Source organism: Paenibacillus puerhi (assembly GCF_009846885.1).
In the GTDB taxonomy this organism is placed as follows: Bacteria; Bacillota; Bacilli; order Paenibacillales; family NBRC-103111; genus Paenibacillus_G; species Paenibacillus_G puerhi.
On sequence record NZ_WUWM01000027.1, the window covers coordinates 1 to 14190 of the forward strand.

Below are 14190 nucleotides of genomic sequence, written 5' to 3' on the forward strand. Positions count from 1 at the left end.
ACATGTTTCGTCACTCCATCTGCAAGGTTTTTGAGCGTTTTGCCACGTTTTCCTTGCAGATATATTCGACGGAAATGCCCGGTAACCCTTGTGAAATATGGATTTATTCGCATTCAGCAAGCCCTAAGTAGCTTCTCGTTTAATTTATGTCTTAACTTCCCATATGCAACGGGTTTTCCATCTGCGTACATCCAATAAATTGTTTGGGGTACATAACCATCTGGAAGATCTATTGCCTGTGAAATTTGAACTTGTCGAGCTAAACTTCTCTTAAATAATTCATAATCATTCTCGGGAAAATTTGAAGTAAAACCATTCTCCCCTAATCCTATTTCCTGCAACATCTCAAAGATATCTTGACCGTCAGATTCACTTAATTCTTTTAATTCAATCTGCATTGATTCAACCTCTTTGCTAAGATTTTTGGCGGTTTCAGATAACGTTTTTGCATTCACGACGTTGAGAACCTTAAGGCCCATAGGGCCGGGGTGGCTCCGCCACTTAGGTTCGCAGATGTGTCCGCCTGAATCCGCCTCCCTGCTTCCCACTTCGGGCGGACCGAGGGGCGCAAGCCCCGATGCGTGAATGCTGTGTTATCTGATGCCGGTGCCTTCTTGAAATATCCTTCAAAAAAGTTCTTTACTCTTAATACCTACAGATAAGTCTTTGAAGATGTTATAATGGATATTATTAATGGTGGAAGGGAGTTGTTGGTCTTGGCGGTTAGTAAGGAACGAATTAACTATCTAATAAATCAATTATCAGAAAAAGATCTTGGACTCATTACCGACATCATTGAACGACTTGCCCAAAATAATAAACAAACCAATATTTCTATCGACGACGAACCCACTACTGAAGATGATCTAAGTGCAATTCGAGCTGCTCATAAAGCAATCAAACAAGGTGAACTAATTAACCTAAAGGACATTGAACATGAGCTACGAAATTAAGATCTACAAAGAAGTATTGAAAAGTATCCAAAAACTAGATAAGCCAACTAGGAATCGGATTCTAGACCATATAAATATCTTAGCAGAAGATCCCAGACATCCGGAGTTAGATATCCAAAAAATGCAGGGTATCGACAATCACTTCCGACTTCGGGTAGGCTCATACAGAACCATATGTTCAATTTTTGATGATCAATTAATTATTGTAGTAATAAAAGTTGGCTCACGTGGAGATATTTACAAATCTTGAGACTCTTGAATTAGCAAGTGTCTTTTTAATTTCTTCAATATGTTTGCACCGGTTTCACATAACGTCTTTTCCACGAACTTCGTGAATACCTTCCATCTCACCTTTTCCTCGAAGTTCGTCGATGCCTACTATCTGTCCTTATCCCCGAAGCGTCACTCCCACACCATGTCATCCAGAGGGCTTTTAATCCGCCTCACATCCTTGATACTCACATGCGTGTATCGTTCAGTTGTCCGTGTACTTTGATGCCCCAGAAGCTCCTGAATATAACGAATATCAATCCGGACCCTCCAGCAAATGCGTTGCAAAGGAATGGCGCAGAACATGGATACTTACTTTTTTGGTTACTCCAGATACGGATAATGCCTGGACAAACAGCTTCTGAGCGGAACGCTCAGTCAAATGGCGCGTCTTGTCCTGTCCCGGAAACAGCCATTTCTCCGGTTTGTCTTGCTCCAAGTAGGTTTGTAACAGCGCGTAGGCGGCCTCAGACAAAAGAGTGAGCCGGTCTTTCCTTCCCTTACCTTGACGGATCCGCAATGTCTTGCGTTCATGATCAACATCCCGGAGCTGCAATCGCACCACTTCACTTACACGCAGGCCAGAAGAATAGGTGAGGTGCAGGATAGCTCGATGCTTCAGATTTTCCGTTGCTTTCAAGATACGCAGTACTTCCCCTCGCGACAATACCTGGGGAAGCTTGCTCTCCTTCTTAGGCCGGACGTAAGGCGTGGTGACAGGCTGCTGACACCATAAAATTAAATCGCGCTTATCGCCTGATTCACATAAGCATGGGAGCATCCGCGATCCAGCAGCGATAAAGATTGTTGTTGAACATCATCCTCGTGCCCCCGGTGCTTAGAGGCTTGGGCAACATTCAGAAAAAGGCTCAACTTGATTCCGGTAAGCCTTGACCGTTTGCGGGCTGTAACCTCTCAGCCGCAGAGCCTGCTCCAGAGCCTGCCTTTCAGCCCGACTCCATGCCGGCCAATGACTGCTTGAGGCCAAGCTTGTCGAACCAGTCTTCTACCCGTCGCTAAATAAATAGCATTCCTCCTGTAAGCTTGGATCCACTTGTATCTCCACATCCGAAAATGTCTCAAGAAACTTCTCTACAACCTCCAAGGTATACGGAATGGTCCATACCGACTCTTGCAGGACCCAGACTCTTCCCGGCAAGGTTCGTATTCGCTCTACCCCATCTTTCCAATAGCGAAGCAGCTTAACGGCCAGTTCGGTCTCATTTCGCTTGGTAATAGCAATGACCATAATATCTCCCTCCATTATAGCAGCGCACCCACAATGTGGAAATCAAAAAAAGGAGGCCCACGCCGTCTTCCTGACAGCGTGGCCTCCCGATGCTTTCGGTATGCCCTTCGTATGGATAAATCATAGCATGAGAACGATGCCTTCGTCACGTCCAGTCCTACCTAGGATAAGCCGACTGAGGCGGATTAACTTGCGTCAGCCAAGACCGCCCAGCCTGACGTGTGCGCCCTCACTCACTCCCTCCCGCCTGCCCGATCCGCCCGCAGCATATCGCCGATCGCTCCGATGCTGCCCAGCGTCTCAAGCGCCTTGGTCGGGATGAATACTTTATTGGCTGAGCCGGAGGCGATATCGCGCAGCGCCTCCAGCGACCGGTAGGTAAGCACCTGGTCATCCAGCCCGCCCTCGCGGAGCAGCTCGATCCGTCGTTTCTCGGCCTCGGCCACGGCCTGGATGGCCTTCGCCTCGCCGAGAGCCTCCAGCTCCTGGGCCTGGCGCAGCCCTTCGGCTTCGCGGATGCGGGCTTCTTTGTCGCCCTCGGCCTTCAGTATCTTGCTCTGCTTGTCGCCTTCCGCCCGAAGGATCATATCCTGCTTGGCTGCCTCCGCCTCGAGGACGATGGCTCGCTTGCTCCGCTCGGCCTTCATTTGCTTATCCATCGCTTCCTGGATATCCTTGGGCGGTTGGATGTCGATGACTTCGACGCGTTCGATCCGGACGCCCCATTTCTCCGTCGCCTCATCCAGAGCCACGCGGATGTCTGTGGAAATTTTCTCCCGGCCGGATAGCGTTTCGTCCAGCTCCATTTTCCCGATAATTTGCCGCATGGTAGCCGTGCTGATGTTGCGTACCCCGTACACATAATCCGAGATGCCGTAAGTTGCCTGCTCAGGCCCGGTGACCTGGTAGAAAATGATCGTATCGATCTGCACCTGCACGTTGTCCTTGGTAATCACCGTCTGCGGCGGCACGTTGGCTTGCTGAATCCGCAGGTCATGGTAGGTGCGCACATGATCGATCACCGGTACGAGCACGTTGACTCCCGGGGTCAACAGCCGATTGAACTTGCCGAGCCGCTCTACGATGCCGACTCGCTGCTGCGGCACGATCTTGATCGACATGGCCGCGAACACGATCACGATCAGCAGGATCACGACAACTACCAGCATTCCCATTTAACCATCTCCTTCGACTTGTTGGACGATCAAGTGCGCGCTGCCCCTGGCGGTAACGATAACGGAGGCTCCCTCGGCGAGCCGTTCCCCCGACTCGGAGTAGGCGCTCCACGTTTCGCTGCCTACCTTGACGATTCCCTGCTTTCCCGGCTCGATCGTCTCCAGCACGATGCCTAGCTTGCCGACCAGCTCATCCACGGCGTCCTTGTAGCTGCCCGATGTGCTGAAGCGGCGGGTAATCGGCTTCGTGAACAGGGTCAGCACCAGCACAACGAGGCATCCAACCAGCACTTGCGCGACGATGGATGCCGGAAACAACCAGGCAACGATAGCAGCAGCGATGGCCCCGACAGCGATCCATAGCAAGTAAAAGGTAAGCGTCATCATCTCGGCAATCAACAAAACACCGGCAGCGATCAACCATACCGCCCATAGCTCCATACGGTTCCACCCCCTTCCTCTCTCGGAGAAATTGCAAGCCGCGGGCTCTTCTCCAGCGCCTTTTTCTCCGTCTTAACAAGATATGTCGGCTAGAGGAAAGCTATGTTCTTATTCGTATACCGGTAGCCGCCAATATCCGACGGGAGCGCTCCGGTCATTATCCAAATGATGGAGCATCGCTGCTCCGAATGGCCCAGCCCCGCTGCACGCCAAAAAGAGCAGCTGAACGCATCAGTTGCTCTTCTTCATGGGCTTTGACGAGGCATGCCCCGACTAGCCGCCAAGGGACTCGCACTCCGTGGCAGCTGCCGATGCCGCTAAGGCCGGGTCGTGCAGCAGCGCCGGAGAATCCTCGCGTTCCGGTCATGGGCGCTGCCCGTCTCCGACTTGTCGGCCGGCTTCCACCGGTCATCGTCGTCGTCATAATCGTCATAATCCTCCAGGATCGTGTCCGTGTTCGGCTGATCCTTCTCCTGCATGTGCCGCGCCCTCCTTCTCTCTCCCCGCCCGCCTCAGATCTCAGATCAACAGATTGAACAGATACGGGTCCTTGTTAATTTCACTATATTGCAGTCCCCGCTCATCCATGCGCTTCAGCAGAGGAAGATAGTCCTCCTTGTGCTTAAGCTCGATGCCGACCAGCGCCGGACCGTTCTCCTTGCTCGTCTTCTTCGTATACTCGAAGCGGGTGATATCATCGTTAGGTCCGAGCACGAATTCCAGAAATTCGCGCAAGGCTCCCGCACGCTGCGGGAAGTTAACCATGAAGTAATGCTTCAGCCCCTCATAGATCAGCGAGCGTTCCTTGATTTCCTGCATCCGGTCGATATCGTTATTGCCTCCGCTTATAATGCACACGACGTGCTTGCCGGCAATCTGCTCGCGGTAGAAATCCAGCGCCGCAACCGGCAGCGCTCCGGCCGGCTCGGCGACGATAGCATTTTCGTTGTAGAGCTCCAGGATGGTCGTACACACCTTTCCTTCGGGAACGACGACAATATCGTCCACCACTTCACGGACGATCTCATAGTTCAGCTCCCCGACACGCTTCACTGCGGTGCCATCGACGAATTTGTCGATTTCGCCGAGCGTAACGATGCCACCGGCTTCCAGCGACTGACTCATCGAAGGGGCTCCGGTCGCTTCCACGCCGATCACCCGGGTGGCTGGGCTGATGCTTTTGACATAGATGCCAACGCCCGCCATCAGACCGCCGCCCCCGATCCCTCCGAAGACGAAATCTACCGGCTCCCGCATATCGGTTACCAGTTCCATCCCTACTGTGCCTTGTCCCGCGACCACCTTGGGATCCTCGAACGGGTGGATAAAGGTCATCCCCTCCCGCTCCGCGCAAGCGACGGCCTCCCGCAGCGAATCGTCGAAGGTATCGCCGGACAGCAGCACCTCCACAAACTCGCCGCCAAACAGCTTAACCTGCGAGATTTTCTGCCGCGGCGTTGTCGTCGGCATGTAGATTTTTCCGGGAATCTCCAAAGCCTTGCACGAAAAAGCGACGCCTTGAGCATGATTGCCCGCGCTGGCGCACACCACGCCCTTGGCAAGCCGCTCATCCGGCAGACTGCGGATCATATGGTAGGCGCCGCGAATCTTGAAGGAACGGACAACCTGAAGATCCTCCCGCTTCAAGTACACGTGGCAGCCGTATCTTTCGGATAAAATATAATTTTTCTGCAGCGGAGTATGCGTCACGACGTCCTTGAGCACATGGCTCGCCATCATAATGTCTTCCAGCTTCACGCGATTGTCATTCATGGTAACGCTCCCTCCTGTCTCTCTCTTAAAGTCATCTCTCTATTATACACGCAAAACCGCCCTTTCCGATAGCCGAGAGGCTTCGAAAAGGGCGGTTCGCTTGCGTGTAAAGCTAACCTTTTTCTCTGTACATGACTTCTATTTATTTGATAATGATGGTGTGAACGGATTGTTGCTTGCCGCGCAGCTCGATCGAGCGGCCGGCCGTCAGCAGGCTGACGTCGCCGGAAATATATACATTTTGAGCCACGTTGTATACAGCGGTTTGAACACCGCCGCCATCAACAGCCTGGTTGATCGAGAGCGTGCCCAGCGAGCCTTGGGAATTCAGCGTGTAGCCGTTGAGCGTACCTGTCACGACAAAGTCGACCGTTTGCCCGTTATCGCCGGCCATCTTCGTCACTTCCACGAAGATCGCTTTGCCGCCATATGTGCGGACCAGCACCTGATCGCCGGTTAAGATCTGGCTTGGCGATACGCGAACGCCATTGCGGAAGATATAAGCCGAGCCGTCCAGCTCTACGTTGATGATTTCATTGTTAGCTGCTTTCACGGACAAGAGGCTGTTCGCCACAGGCGCGGTTACGGTCCCTTTGTACGCTGTGTTATCCGGCAGCTGGCTGCCCGTGCGGTCCAGCAGCGCAGCGAGCTCGGCACGCGTCACCGGCTGGTTCGGACGGAATGTATTATCCGAGTAGCCGTCGATCAGACCCTTCTCCAGCGCCACGGCAATATAGCCGACGGAGCCTGCCGGGATTTTATTCGCATCCTTGAACGGCAGCTTGGCATTCATCTTGGACTTCGCTTCATTCTGCAGCTTGAGCGCCTTCACCAGCAGCGTCGTAGCCCACAGACGGTCTGCTTCCTTATCCGGCTGCACGGCGGCATCCGTCTCAGCGAACAGGTCGTTCTGCAGCGCTACGGACACGTAGCCGACCGCCCACGAATATTTATCTTTTACTTTATTGGCATCGGTAAAATTAAGATTCGCTTGCTTCGCTTCAGCCGACTCGGCCTGGTCGCGCAGTCCCATCAAGCGGACAGCCGCCGTAATGGCCTCGATACGCGATATTGTCTTGCGCGGCTGGAACGTGCCGTCCTCATAGCCTTCGAATACTTGCTTGGAAGCCAGACTTGCAATGTATCTTGCCGCCCATTCCACGTCGCTGCCCTTCAAATCGTCGAAGCTCAGCTTGATCTTGCCATTGCCATTCCCAGGCTTGATATCAGACCAGTTGCGGGATTGCTCGGATTTGTAGTCTTTGTCGCGCTTGTCATTATCGCGTCCCTTGCCCTTGCCGTTGTCGGCAAATGCCGCTGTAGATCCGCCCATCACCATCACCAGCGCTAATCCGGATACGATGGTCTTTTTAATTATAGGGTTCATGTTCATATCTCCTCTACGTCATATTGTCAAAGATAAGCTTCAGAACCTTCGCGAAGGGTTTCTGGATTCACTAGAATACGTTCGCCGGTTGGAAAATTTTTGAGGGGGTGCGGCTGTGCAAATAAAAAAAGCTGCAGAAAATGAAAGCGGGAAATACCCACGCTTCCCTGCTTACCAGGCATCCTGTAACCGTCGATCCTCCAAACCGCATAACCGATATGGACTCAACGGTCGCCGCACTGACAAAAAGATGGTAAACTGGACAAGACAATGAACGAAGGAGTGAATTTCCCCACATGACACGCAAAGGCAGGAGACTGTCCGCCCTTCTCCTCGGAGCGGCCCTCATCCTTATAGCAGCGATTTATTTCTTCACCAATCAGGCCAAGACCGGCCCTGAGATCGCCTCCGGCGAATTGCCTCCGGCCGCCATCCCCGATACCTCGAAGCCGGCGGCTCCTCCCCCCAAGGCCGAGCTGCCTACCGAAAAGGTGGACGTGCTCGTCGTCGGCTCCGAGCTGGAAGGCTTGTACTTGGCCAGGGCAGCCGCAGACGAGGGCTTGAAGGTAAAGGTCATCGATCCCCGGGAAGCCTTCGGCGGCCAGGTGCTGCAAGGAGAGATGCTGTTTCTCGACGAAACGCGAGACGATCAGTACAAGCTGCTCGTGCAGGGCCGGGCCAAGCCTTTGTTTGACGGGTTCCGCAGCGGCAAGATCCGCAAGCTGTCCGAGTTCGAGGCTTACTTCGCCCAGCTGATACAAGGAATTCCCTTGGAGCAAGGCATCAAGATCGCGGGCCTGGAGCTCGAGCCGGGCGAGTTCGGCCAGGAGCAGGCTGGCAAGCCTTCGGCCCAGCAGCGGATCAAGGCGCTCGAATACGAAGCGAAGGATGGCCAGAAGAAAAGAATCGAGGCCGCATACTGGGTCGAAAATACCGACTACGCGGCGTTCGCCAGCAAGCTTCAAGTAACGCGCTTGCCGGGCCTGGAGGCCTTCTACGGGCAGTCCAATATCGAATATATGAGCGCCGGCATGATGATGAAGTTCAAGAACGTGGACTGGGCGAAGTTCCAGAAGCATTTCAACGAGCTGACGAAGGAAGAACGCAACGCCAAGTACGGCTATGGCTCGGTTGACAACAGCTTTGCTATCGGGTTAACCGGCATGACGAACCGGTATAAGTCGACGAATGACCGCGTCTTTCTGCGCGGGCTAAATGCAGTGTCCCAACGCGACGGCGAGGTCATTATCAACGCCTTTCTAATCTATACGGTCGATCCAGCCGACGATGCTTCGGTGAAGGCCGCCATGGAGCTGGGCAAGAAAGAGATCCCGCTCATTCTGGAGCATTTCCGCAAAAACATCGTAGGCTGGGAGAAGGCGGAGTTGAACGGCTTTCCCAACTACTTGTACATCCGCGAATACAACCATTATGAGACCGACTATGTATTGAAGCCTTCGGATATGCTGGGCGCGAAGATGTTCTGGGACAACGTCAGCATCGGCGGCTATCCGCTCGATCTGCAGGGCACGAGCGCCAACAAGTGGGGCATTGAGATGGGCCGGCCCGACAAGTACGGCATGCCGCTGCGCAGCTTTCTGCTGAAGGGCTATGACAATGTCATCCTTGCCGGCAAAAATGTCGGGGCATCCGCCATCGCCTACGGCAGCGCGCGAATCCAGCCGAACACGAGCCTTGCGGCCGAGTCGATCGGCGTCATCCTCGGACAGATTCAGGGCAAGAAGAAGCTGCGCGAGCTGAAGGAAGCGGACATGCCTGCGCTGCATCAATATTTGCAGACCAAGTACGCGATTAAACTAACCGGCGTAACCGGCAACAATAAGCTGGCCGGCTGGACAGCCGACGAGCTGGCCAAGCTGGACACGGGCGAGATCGTTTACGCCTCCTACGTCAAGACTAGAAAAAAATAACTGGCATTTGGTTTTCGCCAGCACCTGGGCCGGTCACGGGCCGGTCAGACGCTAACGCGTGTGGCCGGCCCGTTTTATTTACTGCTTTTGCTACAGTACCCTATCCAGGAAATAACATTTCCTTTGACAGTCAAGAATGAAAAAGCTACAATACTATAGTTCATAGCTTTGAATATTTTATATCTAAAATATATAAAACGAATCAACCATTCACACAGACCGGTCAAACCGGCAATTACATTCATTTAGGAGAAGGAGCATTCCCCCATGTCAGTAAGCAAACCATCCGCCCGCAACCCGGAACCCCTTGCCCCGGAGCCCGCCTCCGTTGCGTTCTGGCCGGTGCTGATCGGGATCTTCCTCGGATCCTTCGTATCCCTGCTTGGGATGAGTACGATCAACGTTGCTATCCCCGTCTTAATGCATGAATTTCAAACCGATCTCGGCATGGTCCAATGGACCTTAACCGGCTTCATGCTTGCCACCGGCATCATTTCCCCTATTACAGGCTATCTGGGTGACCGGTTCAGCACCAAGTATTTGTATGTCATCGCCTTGATCGGCTTTACGCTGATGTCCGGCCTATGTGCGATAGCCTGGAATGTGGAGTCGCTGATCGGTTTCCGTATTTTGCAAGGCATTTTCAGCGGGATGGTCATGCCGGCTACGATGACCATCATCTATCAGGTTATTCCACGCGACCGACAAGCCTTCGCGCTCAGCATGTGGAGCTTGTCGGCGATGCTCGCTCCGGCCCTCGGCCCGACGCTGGCAGGCTGGCTGATCGAGTCGCTGGACTGGCGCTGGCTGTTCCTTATTAACGTGCCGCTTGGCCTAGCAGCCGTATGGGTCGCCTCGCGCCTGATTCCCTACTACAAGCTGACTACGCCGAAGTCGTTCGACCTGTACGGCTTTATGACGGTAGTCGTCAGCAGCGCCTCTCTGCTCTTCGCATTTAGCGAAGCGCACCGCTGGGGTTGGCTAGCCTGGCAGACGCTGTCTCTGATTGGGGTCGGTATCCTAGGACTGTTCCTGTTCATCCGCAGGGAACGCCGCACCTCCCATCCGCTGCTTAATCTGAGCGTCTTCCGTTACAAACGTTACACCTTTACGCTCGTGATCAGCTCCATGATCACCATCAGCTTGTACTCAGGCACTTATTTGACACCTGTCTTCTTGCAAAATATCCAGCATGTGTCCGCTCTTCAAACCGGCTTGATTCTGCTGCCGTCCTCGCTGGCCATGGCGCTGTTCATGCCGATTACGGCCAAGCTGTATGCGCGGCTCGGTCCCGTCACGCTTATCATCTCGGGGATTACGCTGATCGCTGTAGGCACGCTCGCCATGGCGAACCTGCATGTGGGTACCTCCCAAATGTATATCGTACTATGGATGACCGTACGCAATATCGGCATCTCGCTGGCGATGATGCCCGCCTCTAACGCGGGGATGGAAGTGATCCCGCGCGAGCTTTCCGGTCACGCCTCCTCGGCGAGCAACTGGATTCGTCAAGGGTTCGGCTCGTTCTCCATCGGCCTGTTTACCACGATGCTCGCAGCTAGGGTGGCCACGCACACCGCAGATTTGACGGCTGCCGGCGAGATGAAGGACGAAGCGCTGCTCGGCGCCACGGCATTCACGGACAGTGTCAATGATGTTTACCTGCTGGCCACCGTCGTCGTCTTGCTGGGCATTCCCTTCGCCATTCTGATGCGCACCCGGCATACCGACAACCAGCGGGGGACAACAGCGCCGGCTGACAAAGCCGATCTTCGCCAAACTTAAGTAAATGGAACAACCCAAAGGGCGTGAGTCCGGCAGATGCGTATCTGCCGGGCTCACGCCCTTTGGTTAAGTATTGCGAATTGAAAGGCCACTGCTAAGCCGACACCGAGGACGGGCGAATCGGTTTCCGGAGCTGAAGCTGAAGCCTAACCTCCGAGCCCTCGAAGGTCATGCCTTTGACGCCCAGCGGCCCCGGGATGTAGGCATCCGGTTCGATTCGGATCGGCTCAAGGCGGAACCAGCTGACGGGCAGAGGAAGCCCCCGAAGGTCCGTTCCGGTATGTGTCACGACCATGTAAGGCGCTTCCCAGGACAAGGCAAAGGTTAACCTCGCCCCAACAGCCCAGCGTTCCTGCAGCAGCAGATGGACATCGGCCTGAAGCTCGTCGTTATGCAGGGTAAATCTTGCTCCCGTGATGCGGCCGCCCTTCATAACCTGAGGCTGCGCCGACAGTCTTCTCTTGATCAGCGAGTCCACCTCGGATTCGCTAAGCACCGCTTCAAACCTCCGGTTCAGCAGCATCTCCTTCACCTGATCCTGGATGCGAAGCGGCTCGTAGGCGAGGTCCAGCCGCTCGGTCGGCTTAACCAGCCACAAGCCGGCTGCCGCCAGCGCTACTGCCAGCAGAAGCACAGACACTATCCCCTTAATCCTCTTCACGGTATGCGGCTTCCCCTTCCGCGTGTTACTTCGACTTGCCCTTGCCGCCCGGGCGCTCCGGCTTATCCTTCAGCCAGCGCGGCGCCCCTTTGTTTTTGCGCTCGCGCTCGAGCTCCGCCTTGCTCTTGACCGGTCCCTTCGGCCGATCCGTGGCCCGGCCTTGGGCCTTTGCCGCCGCCGGCTTCGCGGCCGGCACAGATCCTAGCGCCGCATCGCGTCCGGCGGCGCCGGTAGGCATCCGCGCGCCGCGACCTTGCGGGCGTGCCGCAGCTTCTTCGGCCGGCGCACTGCGGCGCAGGCCCGATGTAACAGATGCGGACGCGGTACGCGCGTCCGGCTGTGAGTCTTGACCCGCACGCCGGTCCACCGGCGTGCGCTTGACCGGGCCAGCCTCGCCCGGCGGCTTGGCATCATAGATCTTGCCGTGCGACATATACTTGCGCTGGATGTCGATGCCCAGCGACTTGGCGAACTTGTCCACGATGAACTGCTCCCGGCGCGTAATAATAGATACCGCCGTGCCCCGTTTGCCCATCCGGCCAGTACGTCCGACGCGATGCACATAGTGATCCGCATCGATCGGCGGGTCCAGATTGAATACATGGGTGACCTGGGGCAGATCAAGCCCCCTTGCGGCTACATCGGTAGCCAGCAGCAGCTGGAAGCGGCCCGCGCGGAAGCCCTGCATCGCCCTCGCCCGCTCCTGCTTGTAAGAGTCGGCATACAAGCCCTCCACAGATAACCCGACGTATTTCAGCTTGGCTACCGCTTCCCCGATATCATCCGTCTCGTTGATAAATACGATCGCTTGCTTCGGATTCCACAGCCTCACCAAGCGGCGTAGCGTATCGACCCGTTCCCGTTCCTCGCAAACAAAGTACAGATGCTCCAAAGTCTCCGCCGTGCGCTGAGCAGGATTGACCCGTACATATTCCGGCTCCCGCATCCAGTGATCGATCACAGCTTGCAGCTGGGGAGGCAGCGTAGCCGAGAAAAACAGCATTTGACGGTCGCGCAGCATGCCCTTCAGCAGCGCCTCCACCTCATGCATGGAGCCAAGCTCAAATACCTGATCCACCTCGTCCACCACTAGCGTGCGGATTCCCGCCAGCTTCAGCTTTCGCAGCTTCACCAGCTCCTGTACCCGGCCGGGCGTTCCAACCACGATATGCGGCTTCAGCTTGAGCTTGTCCAATTGACGCTCGATCGAAGCCCCTCCAATCAGCTGCTGCACGCGTACCTCCGTTCCTTGAGTCAGCTGATCCAGCGTATGTACGATCTGCATCCCGAGCTCGCGCGTGGGCACCAGGACCATGACCTGCGCTTCGCGCAGCTTGACATCGATCTGCTGCAAGGCCGGGAGCGCATAGGCCAGCGTCTTGCCCGTACCTGTCTGCGATTGGGCCACGATATCCTTGCGCTGCAGCGCTGCCGGAATAGCCTCCGCCTGGATCGGAGAAGGCTCTGTAATCCCCAGCTCCGTCAACCTTTTCACGTAAACCGGATCTATTCCCAGAGCAGCGAATCCTGTAAAACTCATCTCATCATCCCTTTTTGGCTTATCATTCTCTCAAGTATACCAAATTGCCCCGTTTATTGCCCCTACCTGCGCCTCGTTTAATCGGTGCGGCAGGCCGGCCCGGTAGCGGCGCATTAGCGCTCTCCCATCATCTCTCCCCGCTTGCGGGTTATCCAAGCAAACACCGCATCAAGAGCCCGTTCGTCCTCCTCTTTGGGAAACCGGTGCCCCAAGCCGTCATACAGCTCCATCGCATAATCCTTGCCTGCGGCTTCCATGGCCAGCGCGAGCTTTCTGGCGTGATCGACGCCGACCTGTTCGTCAGCAGTGCCATGAACGATCAGCAACGGCACATGGAGCCGATCGGCCCAATACACCGGCGAGCGGTCCTCATAAGCCTCATACTGCTTCTTCGGGTGCCCCACCACGCGCTTCAGCATTCTTCGCAGATCTACTCGCTCTTCATACGTATCGAACAAGCTGCTTACCCCGCCCCACACCACGACCGGTCCCGCATCGGGGCAATCTCTGGCTGCCAGCAGCGCCATCATAGCGCCGCGCGAGAAGCCGATTAAGGGCACGGGTCCGGGAGCGGCCTCTGGCAGGGAGCGTACCATCGTGAGGGCAGCGTATACATCGAACCGGTCCTCGCCGGCGAAGTCTTCTCTGCCCTCGCCTCCTTCGTTCCCCCTGTAGAAGGGGGCAAATACGGCATAGCCCCGCCGGGCCATCGAGAAGATCCGGCGTTTGCGAACCATACCGACCTTGCGGATGCCTCCCCGGCAGAAGATAGCTACCGGCAGCCGTCCCTCGCCTTCGGGCACCGCCAAATATCCCTTTACCTTCAGTCCCTGGGCGATATATGTAAGCAGATAGAGAGATATGCCCTTCGCCAGACTTCGGAGCTCCTGTCTTTCCAGGAGCAGCCCGTCGGGCAATTGATTCGGCGTATGTTCCGTTATATGCTGCGGATCAGCCTTCATATGACCACACTCCATTTTGACACCTATAGATTCCCAAGGTAAACTATAGCTTATTATGACCGG

General features: G+C 55.3%; 15 protein-coding genes. 4 read left to right on the top strand and 11 right to left on the bottom strand.

The genetic code is table 11. The features are described 5' to 3' along the window. Window positions 1-113: 113 nt before the first annotated feature. The gene (locus tag GSF01_RS21555; RefSeq protein ID WP_201305461.1) at window positions 114-455 is read right to left on the bottom strand and encodes a hypothetical protein; all 342 of its coding nucleotides are present in this window, start codon (window positions 453-455) and stop codon (window positions 114-116) included. Between the two features lie 225 nt (window positions 456-680). Here GSF01_RS21555 and GSF01_RS21560 point away from each other — a divergent pair, with 225 nt between their 5' ends. Continuing rightward, window positions 681-953, top strand: a complete 273-nt coding sequence (locus tag GSF01_RS21560) for a hypothetical protein (RefSeq protein WP_159887371.1) — start codon at window positions 681-683, stop codon at window positions 951-953. Next, complete coding sequence (locus GSF01_RS30450) at window positions 937-1203, top strand: type II toxin-antitoxin system RelE family toxin (RefSeq protein WP_159887372.1); 267 nt, start codon at window positions 937-939, stop codon at window positions 1201-1203. Before GSF01_RS21560 ends, GSF01_RS30450 begins: the two co-directional genes overlap by 17 nt. A gap of 276 nt (window positions 1204-1479) precedes the next feature. Here the strand turns inward: GSF01_RS30450 and GSF01_RS29835 are convergent, their stop codons facing one another. The 7 genes from GSF01_RS29835 to GSF01_RS21600 all read right to left on the bottom strand — a co-directional run bounded on the left by GSF01_RS29835 (window position 1480) and on the right by GSF01_RS21600 (window position 7248). Next, complete coding sequence (locus GSF01_RS29835; protein WP_235941672.1) at window positions 1480-1863, bottom strand: tyrosine-type recombinase/integrase; 384 nt, start codon at window positions 1861-1863, stop codon at window positions 1480-1482. A gap of 366 nt (window positions 1864-2229) precedes the next feature. Continuing rightward, window positions 2230-2472: a hypothetical protein gene (locus tag GSF01_RS21575; protein ID WP_159887373.1), complete on the bottom strand. Its 243-nt coding sequence runs from the start codon at window positions 2470-2472 to the stop codon at window positions 2230-2232. A 233-nt stretch (window positions 2473-2705) separates the two neighbouring features. Then, entirely contained in the window at window positions 2706-3647 is a 942-nt protein-coding gene (locus GSF01_RS21580; RefSeq protein WP_159887374.1) for an SPFH domain-containing protein, read from the bottom strand. Next, a complete protein-coding gene (locus GSF01_RS21585) occupies window positions 3648-4088 on the bottom strand; it encodes an NfeD family protein (protein WP_159887375.1) in 441 nt (146 codons plus the stop codon). Window positions 4089-4405: 317 nt separating this feature from the next. After that, window positions 4406-4567 (bottom strand): hypothetical protein, encoded by a 162-nt coding sequence (locus GSF01_RS21590; protein WP_159887376.1) that lies wholly within the window; start codon window positions 4565-4567, stop codon window positions 4406-4408. A gap of 40 nt (window positions 4568-4607) precedes the next feature. Then, complete coding sequence (gene ilvA / locus GSF01_RS21595) at window positions 4608-5861, bottom strand: threonine ammonia-lyase IlvA (protein WP_159887377.1); 1254 nt, start codon at window positions 5859-5861, stop codon at window positions 4608-4610. 142 nt (window positions 5862-6003) lie between these two features. After that, window positions 6004-7248, bottom strand: coding sequence for an S-layer homology domain-containing protein (locus GSF01_RS21600; RefSeq protein WP_159887378.1), 1245 nt, complete (start codon window positions 7246-7248; stop codon window positions 6004-6006). 296 nt (window positions 7249-7544) lie between these two features. Between GSF01_RS21600 and GSF01_RS21605 the strand changes: the two genes are divergently transcribed. Together GSF01_RS21605 and GSF01_RS21610 are read left to right on the top strand one after the other, a co-directional pair. After that, complete coding sequence (locus GSF01_RS21605) at window positions 7545-9179, top strand: FAD-dependent oxidoreductase (RefSeq protein WP_159887379.1); 1635 nt, start codon at window positions 7545-7547, stop codon at window positions 9177-9179. 267 nt (window positions 9180-9446) lie between these two features. Further along, entirely contained in the window at window positions 9447-10964 is a 1518-nt protein-coding gene (locus GSF01_RS21610; RefSeq protein WP_159887380.1) for a DHA2 family efflux MFS transporter permease subunit, read from the top strand. A 94-nt stretch (window positions 10965-11058) separates the two neighbouring features. Here the strand turns inward: GSF01_RS21610 and GSF01_RS21615 are convergent, their stop codons facing one another. The 3 genes from GSF01_RS21615 to GSF01_RS21625 all read right to left on the bottom strand — a co-directional run bounded on the left by GSF01_RS21615 (window position 11059) and on the right by GSF01_RS21625 (window position 14127). Further along, window positions 11059-11625 (bottom strand): hypothetical protein, encoded by a 567-nt coding sequence (locus GSF01_RS21615; protein ID WP_159887381.1) that lies wholly within the window; start codon window positions 11623-11625, stop codon window positions 11059-11061. Window positions 11626-11650: 25 nt separating this feature from the next. Further along, window positions 11651-13165, bottom strand: a complete 1515-nt coding sequence (locus tag GSF01_RS21620) for a DEAD/DEAH box helicase (RefSeq protein ID WP_159887382.1) — start codon at window positions 13163-13165, stop codon at window positions 11651-11653. Window positions 13166-13278: 113 nt separating this feature from the next. Next, complete coding sequence (locus GSF01_RS21625; protein WP_159887383.1) at window positions 13279-14127, bottom strand: alpha/beta hydrolase family protein; 849 nt, start codon at window positions 14125-14127, stop codon at window positions 13279-13281. Between the last annotated feature and the right edge of the window lie 63 nt (window positions 14128-14190).

What these genes read in the sequence shown, in the direction of transcription:
- GSF01_RS21580 (WP_159887374.1), bottom strand. Translation starts at nt 3,647, where the DNA reads ATGGGAATGCTGGTAGTTGTCGTGATCCTGCTGATCGTGATCGTGTTC.
- GSF01_RS21600 (WP_159887378.1), bottom strand. Translation starts at nt 7,248, where the DNA reads ATGAACCCTATAATTAAAAAGACCATCGTATCCGGATTAGCGCTGGTG.
- GSF01_RS21605 (WP_159887379.1), top strand. Translation starts at nt 7,545, where the DNA reads ATGACACGCAAAGGCAGGAGACTGTCCGCCCTTCTCCTCGGAGCGGCC.
- GSF01_RS21610 (WP_159887380.1), top strand. Translation starts at nt 9,447, where the DNA reads ATGTCAGTAAGCAAACCATCCGCCCGCAACCCGGAACCCCTTGCCCCG.
- GSF01_RS30450 (WP_159887372.1), top strand. Translation starts at nt 937, where the DNA reads ATGAGCTACGAAATTAAGATCTACAAAGAAGTATTGAAAAGTATCCAA.
- GSF01_RS21625 (WP_159887383.1), bottom strand. Translation starts at nt 14,127, where the DNA reads ATGAAGGCTGATCCGCAGCATATAACGGAACATACGCCGAATCAATTG.
- GSF01_RS21620 (WP_159887382.1), bottom strand. Translation starts at nt 13,165, where the DNA reads ATGAGTTTTACAGGATTCGCTGCTCTGGGAATAGATCCGGTTTACGTG.
- GSF01_RS21585 (WP_159887375.1), bottom strand. Translation starts at nt 4,088, where the DNA reads ATGGAGCTATGGGCGGTATGGTTGATCGCTGCCGGTGTTTTGTTGATT.
- ilvA (WP_159887377.1), bottom strand. Translation starts at nt 5,861, where the DNA reads ATGAATGACAATCGCGTGAAGCTGGAAGACATTATGATGGCGAGCCAT.
- GSF01_RS21560 (WP_159887371.1), top strand. Translation starts at nt 681, where the DNA reads ATGGATATTATTAATGGTGGAAGGGAGTTGTTGGTCTTGGCGGTTAGT.
- GSF01_RS21575 (WP_159887373.1), bottom strand. Translation starts at nt 2,472, where the DNA reads ATGGTCATTGCTATTACCAAGCGAAATGAGACCGAACTGGCCGTTAAG.
- GSF01_RS21590 (WP_159887376.1), bottom strand. Translation starts at nt 4,567, where the DNA reads ATGCAGGAGAAGGATCAGCCGAACACGGACACGATCCTGGAGGATTAT.